This window comes from Klebsiella grimontii (assembly GCF_900200035.1).
GTDB classification, from domain to species: Bacteria; Pseudomonadota; Gammaproteobacteria; order Enterobacterales; family Enterobacteriaceae; genus Klebsiella; species Klebsiella grimontii.
In genome coordinates this window covers 50,398-64,472 of sequence record NZ_FZTC01000002.1, presented here as the reverse complement: position 1 = coordinate 64,472, position 14,075 = coordinate 50,398, and the positions used below count along the sequence as shown (strand labels likewise).

Here is a 14,075-nt window from a genome sequence, read left to right as displayed (position 1 = left end):
TGTTTTTGTTAAACCGAAGGTTCAAAAGGTTACAGGGTTACTTGAAGAAAACAAGTTAACAAAAAGGGCTGGATGACCTAAAGGCAATCAAAAGCAGCAGGGCCATGCGGAGCAGAACTGCGAACAAGGGAGTTGGTTTATCCTGCCGTGCTGTCATGAAGCCGCTGGTCCTACCGGAGCAGAACTGCGAACAAGGGGGTTGTTTTGTCCTGCCAGGCTGTCAGGAATCCGCTGGGCCTACCGGAGCCGGACTGCGAACAAGGGGGTTGTTTTATCGTGATGGGGTATCAGAAAGCCGCTCGGCCTACCGAAGCAGGACTGCGAACAAGGGGGAGGGCCTGAGCAGTTATCATGAAGCGATTAAAGGGTAGGGAGTGAAATAACACGGTTAATGAAATAAAAAAAACCAGTCACATGAACTGGTTTTTATGAGTGAATATAAGTTTATTTGAGTTGCGGAAATTCAACTATAAATCCAGATGAACCAACAACACCATTAATACCAGGAAATATTGGGATCACTACATCGTTTCCAACAGAACCTAAATCTATTTGAATTTCTTTTGTTTCTCCTGGTGCCACAACATTGCCAATTACACTAATAGGGAATGCTGAGTCTCCCCTTACAGTAATTAGGGCAGTCTGGACGCCTTTTGCAAGAGAACCATCATTACGGCGCAACTGGCTTGCTTTTAGAACGGCTAATGGTTCACCAGAAGATAATTTTATAGCCTTACTGACTGCCAAAGTATTAAGTTTATCAAGAACTATAAGGTTCTTAGGGTAGTAGGCAAAGCGGATAGATTTGGATGACATGTTGCCAGCATCATCTATAGCTTTAACTAAAAGAGTGTATTTATCAGTTGTTTCATCGAGAGACGGAAATAATCGTGGATAGAGTGGGGTATAGGTTCCATCCGTATTTTTAGTAAAACCTAATTCAACATCATCAGATGTAGGTCCGCCTTGAAGAACCATTTGGTAAATTTTTGACTCGCTCAAAGAATCTGTTACAGATACAGATATGTTCTCTAAACCGTATACCGTACTTTCAGATATTAGAGGCGCTCCATCATATGAGATAGAGAGAGAAGGGGGTGTTTTATCCACGACAATCGACTGAAAAGGAAGTTGAGAAGTATTATTGAAAGTATCTTCTGCTCTGAATGCCAAGTCATATTTACCCTCGGGTAACTTAGATAAATCAAAAGCATAGGTATAATCATCACCTGACATCGCAACTTTTGAACCATTTAAAAGTGACGTGCCGGTAATTGTGTCAAAAAGTTCAACACCTGCTAATCTTAATACCTCTCGCCAGTTACCATTACCTGGTTGCGTAACATACACAAGTATTGATTTAGTCGATTCACGATAGTCAAATCCTGTAATTTTAGGTATTAGATCAGTATTCCAAATGCTTCGGATTTCAAACTGATCTGAACTTAGGGTTTTTTCGGCATTGCTTACGCTAAAATAATGAGCAATGTAACCATTACCTTTATTTATTTTATAAGAAAATGGACCGGTACATTTAGTCTCACCTACAGGAATGCTACAAACTTTATAACCTTGAGTTAAGTTATTAAAAGACTGAACAAAATTTCGAGGTTCAACTTCAATTGATGCTGTTAGATATTCACCTGGTAGATCTTTATCTGTATATTTAACTGAGCCATCGGAAAAATATCCAATTGTCGAAAACTGAATTGAGCGGGATTTTATGACTGGTGACTTTGGAACGTCAGCACCTAACTTAACATTATATGACCCATCACCGCCGCTGTATTGATATCCATTTGATATTACAATCTTCGTGCCAACAGCTACTCTTTGTTTGATATATACGTATCCATTTGATTCAGTTAACAGGTTTCCAAAAGAAAGCCCTGCCTTATTATATGGCCTGTAATTTGATCGAGGAAGTTTATATATCAGTGTTACAGGGTTATCATTAACAGTCATTCCCGCAGTATATTTCACATATCCAGAGCTGAAACCTGGAACTACGCTAGTCGGGGATGTTTGATCTTCAACTGCAAATATTTCATATTCACCTGGGGAAGAATCAAATACAAATGTCTGGTCTGGAAGTTGAGAAACATTCCCAGCCTTATCATAAAGGAATCCTCGAAATTTAAAATCAGTATCGGCATCAGAAACAGGCATCCAATCTGCCTTTTTCATTCCACCTTTAGTGATAGGGGCTGTAGCGCCCTTCGAACCTTCATCATAAGACATTGTATAGTTGGACTGGACTATTCCATCAGGTTTGATAATTTGGACTGTTGCTTTATCAAAACCTGATAGGTCATTTATGTTTTTTACCGCAAGATAAATTACGGCTTCTTGTCCTTGTCCTAGCTCCCAACGAGAACCAGTAACTACCATGTCATAACCAGGTATCCATGGTACCGAAAAGTTATCTGACGTAGGTCCTACGGTATCTATTACCACAGGGTGTGTTGTTGTTGAAACCACGGTTGATTTTGAGTCTAAAATTTCGGATTTGATGGTGTAACGGCCATCACTAAGAGGCGGAATCGTGACAGACTTTCCGTAGAAACTATTGCCGCTTGAAGATGAGATTCGGTCATCAACAGTTATGATGCCGGTTGTCGTGCTATAAACGGAGCTGTTATCTATATCGCGAGAAACAGAGATACGGATTTGTTGATCTAACCCTCCAATGAGAAGGGCGTTAAAATTGCCCTGGGGGTTAAGATATGGGGCGCTTTCTGCGACACTTTTTTGGCCCCCGTGAATATCGGTAAAGGTGTACTCGTATACACGTGAGTGCGCAACGGGTAACACACCGGAAGCCAACGTAAGGCCTACAGCAATAGCAGTACGATTTAAGAATTGAAGTGGTCAACAAAAACTGGCCACGGCTTTAGAGTTTTTCCAGAACAATCGCTCTGATTCATTGGGTGTTAAGCCACCGTTATATTGGTGGGGTCTGAGCTGGCTGTAATAACCAATGATGTAATTCGTTATTGATCTATTTGCTTCGCTAAAATTAGCGTATCCACAGTTCGGTACCCATTCTGATTTCAGGCTGCGAAAAAATCGTTCCATTGGGCTGTTGTCCCAGCAGTTCCCACGTCGACTCATGCTTTGCTTTATACGATAACGCCACAGTAACCGTCTGAACTCCCTGCTGGTATAGTGACTTCCCTGGTCAGAATGATACATAACGTCAGCCGGTTTTCCCCTGGCTTCCCAGGCCATCGTTAATGCTTTTCCTGTCAGAGCTGTGTCCGGAGAAAACGACATCGCCCAGCCTATTGGCTTGCGGGAAAATAAATCCAGAACAACCGCCAGATAAGCCCACCGTTTGCCCGTCCAGATGTAGGTCACGTCGCCGCACCAGGTCTGATTAGGTTCCGTTACTGCAAACTGGCGATCCAGATGATTAGGGATATCCACATGCTCTTTTGTGGCTTTTTTGTAGCGATGCTCCGGTTGCTGGCAACTAACAATATTCAGCTCTTTCATTATCTTACTGGCCCGCCAGCGACTCAACGGAACACCTTTTGCGCTGACCATATCGGCAATGCTCCGGGCCCCCGCAGAGCCATTACTGGCATGATGAACTTCACGAACCAGGCTAAGTATAACGATATGTTTTGCATCAGGTTTCTGCGGTCGGCTTAGCCAGTACCGATAGCTACTGCGATGGATCCCTAACACATTGCAAATAAAGGCAACAGGAAACCGCGTCCTGAGTTTCTCAACTAACGAGAATTGTTCAGGGAGTCTGACATCAAGAGCGCGGTAGCCTTTTTTAATATATCGTTTTCCATTTCAACACGTTGCAGTCGTTTTTCTAATTCACGAATGCGAAGTTGCTCAGGCGTCATCGGAGAGGCCTTTGGGGATTTACCTGCGCGTTCTTCTTTAAGCTGGCGAACCCATTTATCCATCGTGGATTTACCAACATTCATTGCCGTTGCAGCGGCGGCAACGGTGTAGTGCTGATCGAGTACAAGTTGGGCAGCTTCGAGGCGAAACTCGGGGCTAAAATTACGTCTGTTACGTCCGGTCATAATGTCACCTGTTTTGACTGTGAGGTGATGATATCACCTCTATTCAGGTGGCCAAATTCAGTGTGCCACTTCAAATAGTTGTAAATTCATAATGAACCTTTTTATGAGGGAGGCCACGAAAGTAACTTTTCAAAGACACTCATAGGTCTATATGAGAATAATATCATGCAAAATTTTTGGGTTTTCGCGATAAGAGGAGTAAAAAAAAAATGTCACCATCTTTTGACAGTGACATTGTGCATTTGAGGGCTAGTGGATTTCGGAAAGGATTCGCTCAGCGACTGCAATTTGTTTAGCAGAAATTTGACGACCGCTTTGAATGGTAAGTGTAAGACTCTTAAGGAATGGATTTTTATCAGTTGCTGATATGATTTTATGCTCCAGTGGAGTTAAATTATCCATCCTTTGCCGCCGCCAGGTGGTTGAAGTTACAACTTTTTGAGCTGCTGAATAATTCTTTTTGAAAAGCTCTTTCAGGGTATAACATTCTTTAATTAAGGTGCCTTGTTTACCAGTACCTTTACAGGAAGTACATGTACCTGAAGAGTTTGCATAACTGATACGATGACGGCCGGAACCATGACAATATGAACATAAATAGTTTTTTTCGTACCGAGCGGAGCCATTGAATTCATGAATATTAAAAACAAGTTTATTATCAATTAACTGACCATCAACTGAAAACCATTGTTCATTTGAATGTTTCATTAAGAATCCTCCGCCTTGTTGTATATGACACCATTAAATCAAATAAAAACGTCCTGTATAGGCCCTATTTTTAATGATGTATGAGCAGGGTGGAGGCAATTCTCATGTATTTATCATAAACATTAAGAAATAACGAAAATATATATTTACTCAGAGTCCATAAAAAATAACGAGATTAAGTGATTGAAATTTATAGAATTATGGGGGAGAGTGGCACCCCCCATAATTTAGAAGAGAATAGGAATGCAACAGCCGTTAATTCTCTTCTGGATTAGCAATAGGAAAATTATTCATGATTACCGGAAGAACCGTGACTGCTAAAGGTTCACCATTTTCAGGAAACGGAGGTATCCCCTCCATCTCGTTATCTTTTAAATCTGACATAGCTCAATCCTCAAAAATTAACTTAATATGGGTAATTCACTTCAAACAGCTGAATGCAAATTCAGTAACGAAAATTCGTTATTCTGATTGTTCGAAGGTGGTTCATTCAAAGGAGCATTGGCGGCCGGTGTTATATTGGTGTCATCAGCTGTAGATTGAGTAGACTGTGAAAGTTTACCCTTAGTGGTTTTACGCTCAAGCTTGGTTTCATGATCACGAATAGAGGCATAAGCCTGCAAAATAAGCTCAACAAAATGCCTGTCGACCTCAATATTTATTTTTTCATTTTGACCAATTTGTTCAAGATCAATCTCCGTAGGAAGGGAGGCTCGTAATCTGTTTGAAACCTCTTTGATACTGGCCGCCAGGTTTTGAGATAGTTTTCGTGGGATCGGCTGAATGCCAATCGAAGATTTTGTAATCCGGACTGCTTTACGTGTACCCGTGGTTGCTTTAATGATGTCAGTTACATTAAGTGGAAGTGAACCAACTCCTGATAAATCAGGTGAGAGAACCTTAATCTTGTCATTAAGGTCTGAACGTATTTTTTCAAGGGCTTCGTTTTCGCCAAGATCACGGATCAATTCCAGACACAAAGTATACGAAATCACATCCTGGCTAATTAGTACTTTGAGCTCATCATTGATTGTTGCCAATGAAATGAGTTGACGTACGGCCATATCTGAAATGTTTTCACGTTTGGAAACTTGCTCCACGGACATTCCTGCTTCATTAACCAAACGACTATAGGCAATTCCGCGACCTACGGGGCATAAAAGAAGGGCTTTTGCACCATCCAAAGAGTGCCATTCCTGCTCAATATCATCACCTAGGAATTCACGTAACCGAATAAGTATAGGAAGACCTGTTTCCTTGAGAGCAAGTAAAGCTGCACGGGTACGGCAGTTTCCCTGACGTACACGAGGCCGACCGTCAACAATGACGACAGTGATAGGGTCGATATCTGCACCGTTGATGAATGCGTTTTTAAGGTTCTGAATGTGCGCCGCAGGTTTTGGAAGCTTGTAATATTCTTCCCCCAATCCCATCTCCCTGCAGTTCCAGTTAGGTACGAGCTCCAATGCCCTCGGATCAATCATGTAAGGCTGTCCATTCACAGCCTTATGGCAGATATCCGGGTTGGCATCACTAAATTCCCGTAAATTTCTGACCTGACGGCCGTGGCGTTCTGTTGTGATAAAAAAGGATGCAGATTGTTGGTTGTTATTCATTCTTCTACCTATGACCAGTTCAACTACAGAAGCATTACTTTACATTAATATGGTATGAATTATTTTTGGCTTGCTGTAAGGATCAGCAATGCAGAACTATTTTTTTTAAAAGTAACTTTTCTAGGAATCACATAAGGTTTAACCCCTCAATGAAAACACTAACACCATGAATTTCAATGCTTTTTCTGGTTCTTGTGTAAGATATAACGCCATGGTGATTCAGTAGTTTCAAATCTGATAATGTTGCCGGTGCAATATCAGCGAGAATCAAACCTTCTTTTTTCAAAAGTAACTTTTGCAACAGGGTGTAAAGACTAGTCCGTTTTGAGAAAAACAAGGTTGATAAGACAATGGCTGTTCTGTTGCTTAGTACATGTAGTTGCGAGGCAGCGCGAGGGTTGATTGCTATATACCCTTTGCTGATTGTGCTTGTTTCAAACTCATGTCTTACCTCTGTAAACATAGCTATGGTCCGAACACAATTGTTGAGAACAATTTCTAACCTGAACTCAATCAAGAGCAATAGAAAATATGAGACATCGGAAAGTGAATATTTGATTGCTCGTAATCCAATGGCCTGGCAAACACGTTCTGACTTTTCAATCAGTTCCACAACTACAAAATTAAAGTCAAACACATCTAACTCAACATTTTTCCTTACGTTCAAGTCAAGCAAGATAGCTAACCACAGAGGTTGAAATCGTGTATGCATGATAGGGCCTGATAATTTTATCGAATCAGGGCGAGAGCATTTCTTACCGTTAACCAAAAGTGCGCTGATGTCGCAGGACGCTATCTCTATCTTTGAATGATCCAAACTTAGGGAAGCCTTATGGTATTTCTTGAAAAATACCTGCAACACCTCGATTTCTTGAAGATTTTTATGACTATTCATATCCAAATTAGCCCTTAAATACTTAATAAGCATTATCTGACTGATTTACAGATGAGGAGCTTTTAACATCAGAAATAGAGAGTAATTTTACTTGTAAAATACTCATGTTATTGATCCAAAGCCTTTTGGTTGTATAGATCTTGGCATCGATGACATCACCTATTTTATACTGCGAAGGGTAGGTGTCATATAGAATAAAATGCCGGTGTTCAGGGGTTTCCATAAGGAGTGATGAAAATTTCTCTGTTGAGAATTTCCTCGTAAAAACGTCAATATGCTTCACGAAAAGAGTCACAGAAATAGTTACCCCAAGTTTTGCATTAAAAGGCATAACTAACCGACCGCCAGATGGTTTTGTTTTGTCGGCAGCAGGCAAAATATAACGATATTGGAGTCTTGTAGGAAAGTTACTTTTGTTAAGTGATGCATAGATAGATGAATAAAAGTCACCTTTATCTTGCTCCACGAATGCCAACCGTTCAACCAGATGTTTTTTCAAGCAAGTCTGCTCTACTGATTGATTGAAAGGTAGCTTCAGCCCGTGTAGTGCAGCCCATTCATAAACGGGATAAACTTTTTCAAGAGCCGGTGGTAATGACCCGATTCCAGAGCAGACCTGACAATTGATACCAGACCCTAAACAGTTGGGACATGGGCGATGTATATACATGTGACCATCAGAGTTAGGCTGATTATCTACGATGAAAATGTTATCTGTCGTTACCCACATAATTACCTCACCTGAAATATGTTCCAATCCTATCAGGAAAAATTTATCAGGTAAGGGGGTATTTTTTTTTCATTAGTTGATCGATGAAAGGGACTATGGCGCTTAAAGCCGAACATCCCTTTAGAGGTTAAAACTATCGTAAGTCAATTGAGCTTTAGACATGACATTGTATCTGTCATTTCGTTCCTAGAAGATACCTGATGATTTACCAAAGGTATGATGCTGACGTTGGAATTTAATACATTGATGATATGTTTTATATTTTTGGAAAAAATTTTAAAGACCCATTCCGAGTCCATCTTTTCAAAAATCTCTGATTCAGAGAGAATAGAGTTGCTAATAATGCGGCGGGTTTCATAGTTACAATGTCCGTCAATATTGCAACTCAGAACTAACACATTGTTATAAAGCGATATTTTTAGATTTAAACCCGCAACTTCAAGTAACCTCGTTTTCATGATTTTCCATTCACGTCCTGCATCAGAATGATCCTAAATTTACAATTTGAAACGCATTTATGGAAGAGGGTAATGTTGTAAATTTCACCAAAGATGGCAGATTATATTCCAGATTACATGCTGCAACCGTGTACATTTAGGTTAAAAAACTATAAAAATAGATTTAAACGATCAATTTCAATGATTTATATATATCACACTTTCTTCAATATTACTTCATTTTTCGTAACATTTTGAAGCATCTGCAGCCCAAACACCCCCATAATTATGGTAAACCACCAAATTTTGTAGTTTAGTAGCCTCTATAGGTTTGGCCGCTAAGGTGACCTTCTCAACTCGAAACCAACCGTCAAAAGTTACTTTCGTCAATGATAGCTAGATTTCATAACAACAGAAGTTCCAATCTCTTGCTTTATGTTTACTGCTCTCAACTAACCACACTCCTAACGACTATGTTGAGATTATGGACAAGTGTGTCCAAAAGTTACTTTTCCAAGGTAAGGATCTTAACCTGGCAGTATTCTTTTATGGCATAGAAGAATGAATAGTGATGAATTTGATAAAAGTGACTTTTGCATACGGTAAAGTTGAAGCTTGAGAATGAATCTAAAGGACATCTGGTGTGGTTTTGGTGAGTCATAATATGGGTAAAAGTGACTTTTATCAGCTGAAAATGTTGACAAAGAAACAGGGGAGATAGAACAGAATTATCAACAAATCCAAATTATTAACATATCTTTCATGAGGTTACGACATTTTAGACTATGTACTGCGCTCTAGTTCTGAATTTATAACACTATAGGAGATGCTCCTACTTCTATAAAAGTAACTTTTAAATGGATCTCATTTTTTGTTTTTTTTATAAAAAATATCATCCATATATTGAAATTTAAAATTATCTCCTAGGTATTCTGAAATGGCTGGTTAGTCACCAGATCACATAAACAATTTCAGTCTTCAGGAGTTAAACATGATCAACAAATCCATGGCTATGGCCCCGAAAGCAGTTTCTTTCACACTGTCCGAAGGTATGCGTAATCTGCTTAGCAATAAAATGTTCCAGGTATTTATCGCACTGATGTGTGCAGCTCTGTTCTCATCAATCGCGCTGGCTGGCGGTGATGACGGTGCTCTGGGTGAAATTTGGACCCAGTTGTCTGAAGCACTGAGCGGAGCGCCTGGTAAAGCGTTGGCAGCATGTATGCTGATCTCTGCTTTCTATTTCTCTATCGGTCGTCCGAACCCGGGCCTTGCTCTCGTTTCCTTCCTGATGATGATGATTTTGGCTAACGGCGAAAAGATCATCACTGGTTTCCTTGATGCAGGTGTAGCACTGTAAAAAATAAATTTTGCTAAACGGGCAAAACAATACTGAGGGGACGAAAGTCCCCTTTTTTTTACCTATACAATAGGGGTCATTATGAGCAATGGTACTGACACAATGGATAATTACACATACCGGTTTCCATTTAGAATTAATCTCCCTTTGTTAATTCTCTTCTTTGATGCGAAGCAAATAGGGGTCGTCATGGGGTTGCTTTCATTTGGTAATATTTTTGAATGCATGTCCATAGCAACATTTGCAGCAATCGGATATTGGATTGCATACGGCAAAGCTAAGGAGAGTGCGATCAGGGGGAGATTAAAACATAAGTTGTGGTGGAATGGCTTTCTACCGGGTAAATCCGTTTTCCAAAGTCGCTATTTTTCTGACCCCTTTATGAGAAGATTTTACAGCTAAAGTTCCCGGAGAAGTAATGAACGAAAAGAAAAAGTCACTTTTAGATTACGTCACGAGCTTCTTCTCGTTTAAACCTAAGAAGCTGGTTGCTGACAATGTAGTAGATGAAGAGAAAGATGATGGAAGACGTCAAAAGAACGAAAGCTATAGTACTGATAAAATACAACGCAGGAAAAGCATACTCAATGTTTCTGAGGAACTGAATTTACCTAAGAAAGGTAAAAAAACAGGTGCAGAACTGACATATTCCCAGTTAATTCAACGGGACAAGAAACTAATATTAAACAACCGTTTGTTGACTGTTATTGCTGGACTTCTTGTTGTTAAAGTGGTGTTTTTTTCTACGACGGAAGTGATTGCCATACCCCCAGATATGACCGAAGAAGTTTCTGTAGCAGGTGCCAAGGCTAGCGAGTCCTATAAAACACAATGGGGTCTGTTTATCGCCACCACTCTTGGAAACATTAACCCAAAAAATGTCACATTCGTAACGAACTATATTTTAAAAATGTTTCCGGCTGCAAAACAATCAGATTTAGAAGCTGAGCTTAAGAAAGCATCTGATTTGATGCTTGCAAGAAAAGTTGACCAAACTTTTATTCCGGAAGATGTCAACTTTTTGCCTGGTGACAATGTGCTGTATGTTTGGGGCACCCGTAAAACCAAATTTCTCAACGTATCAGATAAGGAACAATCTGAGCGTTGGACGTATGAGATGGTATTAAGTGTTAAAAGTGGTCGCCCAAGAATCCTGTACCTGAACCAATACTCCGGCACACCTAATATCAAGAAAGTAACCGTTAATGGGAAGGTATTGGAAACAGAGTTCACCGAAAATACCGACATGATCCAGCCACAAGATGAAGCAGAAGCCCAATAATATGAAAAGAAAACTCATAGGATTACTTATCACTTTAAACGTGCTTGCTCCAGCTGTTCATGCAGATGAAACATTTAATATTCCTGCTTCGGCAGTGAATACACAAGCTTTTGATGAACCGCCTGATTCCTCTGAAGCTATGAATATTGTGACCAATGCAGTGAAACAGGTCCCCGGTACGGTAACGAGTACTAATGCTATTCAACCGCCAATAAATACTAACCGGCCGACTACAACGTTGCCAGCTGCTCCAGGGCTTTCCCCAGCTAGTGCTTCATCTCCTGCAGTTCGTTCTATGACGGATACATTGATGAATAATGCTCCAGCTGAAGGTCCAGGACAAAAAGCTGTTAATGAAGCAAAAAAACGCTATCAGCCAATGCAAAATGTCACTGTGCCGCCAGGCGGGAACATTGTCTTACCTGTGTCTCTTGGTTTGCAAAACCGGATCCAGACAACATTCAAAAATGTAAGTGTTTCAACAACTGCACCACCAGAAGATACGACCATCTATGTTGATGGAGGAAGTGTTTTTATTACGACGGAGAAAGACGCTCCGGTTGGAATAATGTTATCTGAAGAAGGGGTGCCTGCATCCACTTATAATTTGACCTTGATACCAATTGATGTTCCTGGCGCTATGATTCATGTCCAAACACAGTTAACCCAGAATATGGCTATCGAACGCGATCGCCATATTGCTGAAAACACGAACAAGGAACTTCTGGAGCAAGCTCAGTCCGGTGAACTTGATGAAAAATCGATCGCACAGGATGACCGTAAGCAACGTATCATTGATATTCTTTATCCCGTCGCTAACGGTGAAGTTCCTACCGGCTTCGCGCTTCAGCTTGATAAACTTTCTGTAATACCTACTAAGGAACGGACGCCTTGCAGTTTTAACTTTTATGCAAAACTGGGCCAACGGTTGGTCGGAGCTCGTGAACTTGTTGATGTAATTCTTGTTCAAAATAACTTGACTTATCCATCGGTTATTGATGACCAAAAATGTATTACTCCTGGAGTAATTGCCACTGCAATTTTTGATAAAGCATTCCTACAACCTGGTGAAAAAACGGAGCTGTATATACTTCGTGACAAGCTTTATCAGGAGCGTGAGTCTCGCGTAACTAAGCGGCCAAGTCTAATCAATGATTGATAAGAAAAGTTACTTTTCTAAGTTCAAATTGGCCATTTTGTTTAGTGTTGGTTTGGGTGTGGGTTTTTACATCGCTAACATTGAAAATGAACGCTCTCAGTTTGTACAAATTGTGCCCTCTGAATACAAATCGTTCGAATTCCAAAAAGCTGATTATGATGCTTTCAAAGTATATGACATAGACAATTTGCTCTCTGATGAGATTGACGATCGTGATGCTCATTTAATATCAGGGCAAAAAATACCCACTGAGAGCGATATCAGCCATTTCGAACCAGAAACTCATGAGCAGATTAAGGAGATATCTCAAACTGCACTGGAGAGCGAAAATCAGTTCTATGAGCATCTTGAAAACAACACATTCAAAAATTTACGGGCTGAGCCTCCTTACTCTGTTCCGCAAATCGATGAAAAGGTCAGATCATTGAGGGTAAAGAGATTTTTACCTCCCGGTAATAAAGGTCAACGTAATGAAAACATTGAAGCTGAAGGAATTGTGGGCAGAAAATAAAGCCATTCGTATGGCATTTTTGCTCATCGTCGCATTTGCTGCTCTTGTGATGGTGACCCTCACACTAATGGGGGGGGATGACTCAAGCAAGAAAACGAAAAAAATAAAGCCGGTTACTAATCTGCTTGATACTTCTTCGGTTGAAAATATGGATGAAGAAGGGCAGAAGCGTTTTTTGCAGACAGTACAGATGCAAAACCGTAAAGACCAACAAAGTATGTTGGACCAGGTAAAGCAGATGGAAAAATACAAATCTGAGAATTCTGGTGAGATTAATGAGCTTAGAGGCCAGATTAAGCAGTTAACTCAACAGATTTCAGATATGCAGAATGGTAAAGGTCCGGCAAGCAACCGCAGCCTCGACAGTCGTGGCATTCAACAACCTACTGACAGCCAACAGCCGAATTCTGCATACCAACTTAATGGTAATGCTGCAGGTAATCGCAATCAGGAAATACCTGTTGCTGGGGGGATATCCCCTCAACGAAATCAACTGGTTCGCACCATTACAAGCAACAGCATTACAACGGCCAATAATGGTGTGCTGGAAGTAACTCCTATTGTTGAAAAGAACATTACAAATGCTAACCAAAAGAGAATAGTTAAATCAGGTTCACCTGCGTTAGCTGGTGATGGAACTAAACCCATAGATAGCAACGCAAAACACTCAAGACGTTCAGACGATCAGTATTTGCCAGCAACGTCACAGTTGTATGGAGTCTTGATTACTGGTGTTGAGGCCCCGACATCTCTGTCGTCGCAAGAAGAACCACTTGGAGTGACGTTCAGGGTAAAACGTGATGTGTTCCTGCCTAACAACTACAGAATGGATTTGCGTGACTGCAACCTTTTAGGCACAGCCCGGGGGGATATGGCTTCAGAGCGAGTCTATATCAGAACGACGAACCTTAGTTGCGTGAACTCTAAAGGAAAAAGCTTTGATATTAAACTGGAAGCATACGCCGTCAGTGAGATCGATGGTAAAGCAGGAATCAAAGGCACACTTATTTCCAGAAATGGTAATGCAATCATGGGGAGTGCTCTTGCCGGTGGTTTAAGTGCGCTTGCTCAAGGTTTGAGCCCAAGTAAGGTTAGTCAACTAAATATCGACCCCAATTCACAAGCTCAATATCAGGGACCAAATATTGGTGCGTTAAGTGCGGTCGGTGCGAGCGGTGCTGTATCAGGTGGACTGAATAAAATGGTCGATTGGTACACTCATATCATGGATCAGCAATGGCCGGTTGTTGAACTTTCCCCAGGAATCAACGCTACTTTTGTTGTTCTTAGCGGCGCGTCCATTCCAACAAACTTAGCGGCGAAATGAC

General features: G+C 40.7%; 13 protein-coding genes. 6 read left to right on the top strand and 7 right to left on the bottom strand.

Annotated features, from left to right (window positions below; translation table 11 throughout):
• Window positions 1–444: 444 nt before the first annotated feature.
• The 7 genes from KOSB73_RS00855 to KOSB73_RS00830 form a co-directional block, all read right to left on the bottom strand.
• Window positions 445–2,814 (bottom strand): Ig-like domain-containing protein, encoded by a 2,370-nt coding sequence (locus tag KOSB73_RS00855; RefSeq protein ID WP_243395019.1) that lies wholly within the window; start codon window positions 2,812–2,814, stop codon window positions 445–447.
• 57 nt (window positions 2,815–2,871) lie between these two features.
• A protein-coding gene (locus KOSB73_RS00850) for an IS3 family transposase (protein WP_098140170.1) occupies window positions 2,872–4,049 on the bottom strand; the annotation gives its coding sequence in 2 pieces (ribosomal slippage) (window positions 2,872–3,791 and window positions 3,791–4,049; 1,179 coding nt in all).
• Window positions 4,050–4,298: 249 nt separating this feature from the next.
• A complete protein-coding gene (locus tag KOSB73_RS00845; RefSeq protein WP_098140169.1) occupies window positions 4,299–4,757 on the bottom strand; it encodes a YuiA family protein in 459 nt (152 codons plus the stop codon).
• A 255-nt stretch (window positions 4,758–5,012) separates the two neighbouring features.
• On the bottom strand, window positions 5,013–5,141 hold the full coding sequence (locus KOSB73_RS31300; protein WP_255299947.1) for a hypothetical protein: 129 nt from the start codon (window positions 5,139–5,141) through the stop codon (window positions 5,013–5,015).
• A gap of 41 nt (window positions 5,142–5,182) precedes the next feature.
• A complete protein-coding gene (locus KOSB73_RS00840; protein WP_064371321.1) occupies window positions 5,183–6,373 on the bottom strand; it encodes a hypothetical protein in 1,191 nt (396 codons plus the stop codon).
• A gap of 127 nt (window positions 6,374–6,500) precedes the next feature.
• Window positions 6,501–7,268, bottom strand: a complete 768-nt coding sequence (locus tag KOSB73_RS00835; protein WP_042927319.1) for a hypothetical protein — start codon at window positions 7,266–7,268, stop codon at window positions 6,501–6,503.
• A 22-nt stretch (window positions 7,269–7,290) separates the two neighbouring features.
• Window positions 7,291–7,998 carry a hypothetical protein gene (locus KOSB73_RS00830; protein ID WP_052544821.1) on the bottom strand — a complete coding sequence of 236 codons (708 nt, stop codon included), beginning with the start codon at window positions 7,996–7,998 and terminating at the stop codon, window positions 7,291–7,293.
• 1,428 nt (window positions 7,999–9,426) lie between these two features.
• On the opposite strand from KOSB73_RS00830, the gene KOSB73_RS00820 reads away from it, so the two are divergent.
• From KOSB73_RS00820 to KOSB73_RS00795, 6 genes are all read left to right on the top strand, one after another.
• Window positions 9,427–9,795 carry a hypothetical protein gene (locus KOSB73_RS00820; protein ID WP_009652482.1) on the top strand — a complete coding sequence of 123 codons (369 nt, stop codon included), beginning with the start codon at window positions 9,427–9,429 and terminating at the stop codon, window positions 9,793–9,795.
• 81 nt (window positions 9,796–9,876) lie between these two features.
• A complete protein-coding gene (locus KOSB73_RS00815) occupies window positions 9,877–10,197 on the top strand; it encodes a type IV conjugative transfer system protein TraL (protein ID WP_042927287.1) in 321 nt (106 codons plus the stop codon).
• A 16-nt stretch (window positions 10,198–10,213) separates the two neighbouring features.
• The gene (locus tag KOSB73_RS00810; RefSeq protein WP_009652413.1) at window positions 10,214–11,077 is read left to right on the top strand and encodes a TraE/TraK family type IV conjugative transfer system protein; all 864 of its coding nucleotides are present in this window, start codon (window positions 10,214–10,216) and stop codon (window positions 11,075–11,077) included.
• A gap of 1 nt (window position 11,078) precedes the next feature.
• Complete coding sequence (locus KOSB73_RS00805) at window positions 11,079–12,236, top strand: TraK domain-containing protein (protein WP_085551590.1); 1,158 nt, start codon at window positions 11,079–11,081, stop codon at window positions 12,234–12,236.
• Window positions 12,229–12,747 carry a hypothetical protein gene (locus KOSB73_RS00800; protein WP_223290585.1) on the top strand — a complete coding sequence of 173 codons (519 nt, stop codon included), beginning with the start codon at window positions 12,229–12,231 and terminating at the stop codon, window positions 12,745–12,747. Before KOSB73_RS00805 ends, KOSB73_RS00800 begins: the two co-directional genes overlap by 8 nt.
• On the top strand, window positions 12,707–14,074 hold the full coding sequence (locus KOSB73_RS00795; protein WP_170967394.1) for a TraB/TrbI/VirB10 family type IV secretion system protein: 1,368 nt from the start codon (window positions 12,707–12,709) through the stop codon (window positions 14,072–14,074). The genes KOSB73_RS00800 and KOSB73_RS00795 overlap by 41 nt, the downstream gene beginning before the upstream one ends.
• Window position 14,075 lies beyond the last annotated feature (1 nt).

Coding starts and splice junctions, on each gene's coding strand:
- KOSB73_RS00845 (WP_098140169.1), bottom strand. CDS start 4,757: ATGAAACATTCAAATGAACAATGGTTTTCAGTTGATGGTCAGTTAATT.
- KOSB73_RS31300 (WP_255299947.1), bottom strand. CDS start 5,141: ATGTCAGATTTAAAAGATAACGAGATGGAGGGGATACCTCCGTTTCCT.
- KOSB73_RS00840 (WP_064371321.1), bottom strand. CDS start 6,373: ATGAATAACAACCAACAATCTGCATCCTTTTTTATCACAACAGAACGC.
- KOSB73_RS00835 (WP_042927319.1), bottom strand. CDS start 7,268: ATGAATAGTCATAAAAATCTTCAAGAAATCGAGGTGTTGCAGGTATTT.
- KOSB73_RS00830 (WP_052544821.1), bottom strand. CDS start 7,998: ATGTGGGTAACGACAGATAACATTTTCATCGTAGATAATCAGCCTAAC.
- KOSB73_RS00820 (WP_009652482.1), top strand. CDS start 9,427: ATGATCAACAAATCCATGGCTATGGCCCCGAAAGCAGTTTCTTTCACA.
- KOSB73_RS00815 (WP_042927287.1), top strand. CDS start 9,877: ATGAGCAATGGTACTGACACAATGGATAATTACACATACCGGTTTCCA.
- KOSB73_RS00810 (WP_009652413.1), top strand. CDS start 10,214: ATGAACGAAAAGAAAAAGTCACTTTTAGATTACGTCACGAGCTTCTTC.
- KOSB73_RS00805 (WP_085551590.1), top strand. CDS start 11,079: ATGAAAAGAAAACTCATAGGATTACTTATCACTTTAAACGTGCTTGCT.
- KOSB73_RS00800 (WP_223290585.1), top strand. CDS start 12,229: ATGATTGATAAGAAAAGTTACTTTTCTAAGTTCAAATTGGCCATTTTG.
- KOSB73_RS00795 (WP_170967394.1), top strand. CDS start 12,707: ATGAAAACATTGAAGCTGAAGGAATTGTGGGCAGAAAATAAAGCCATT.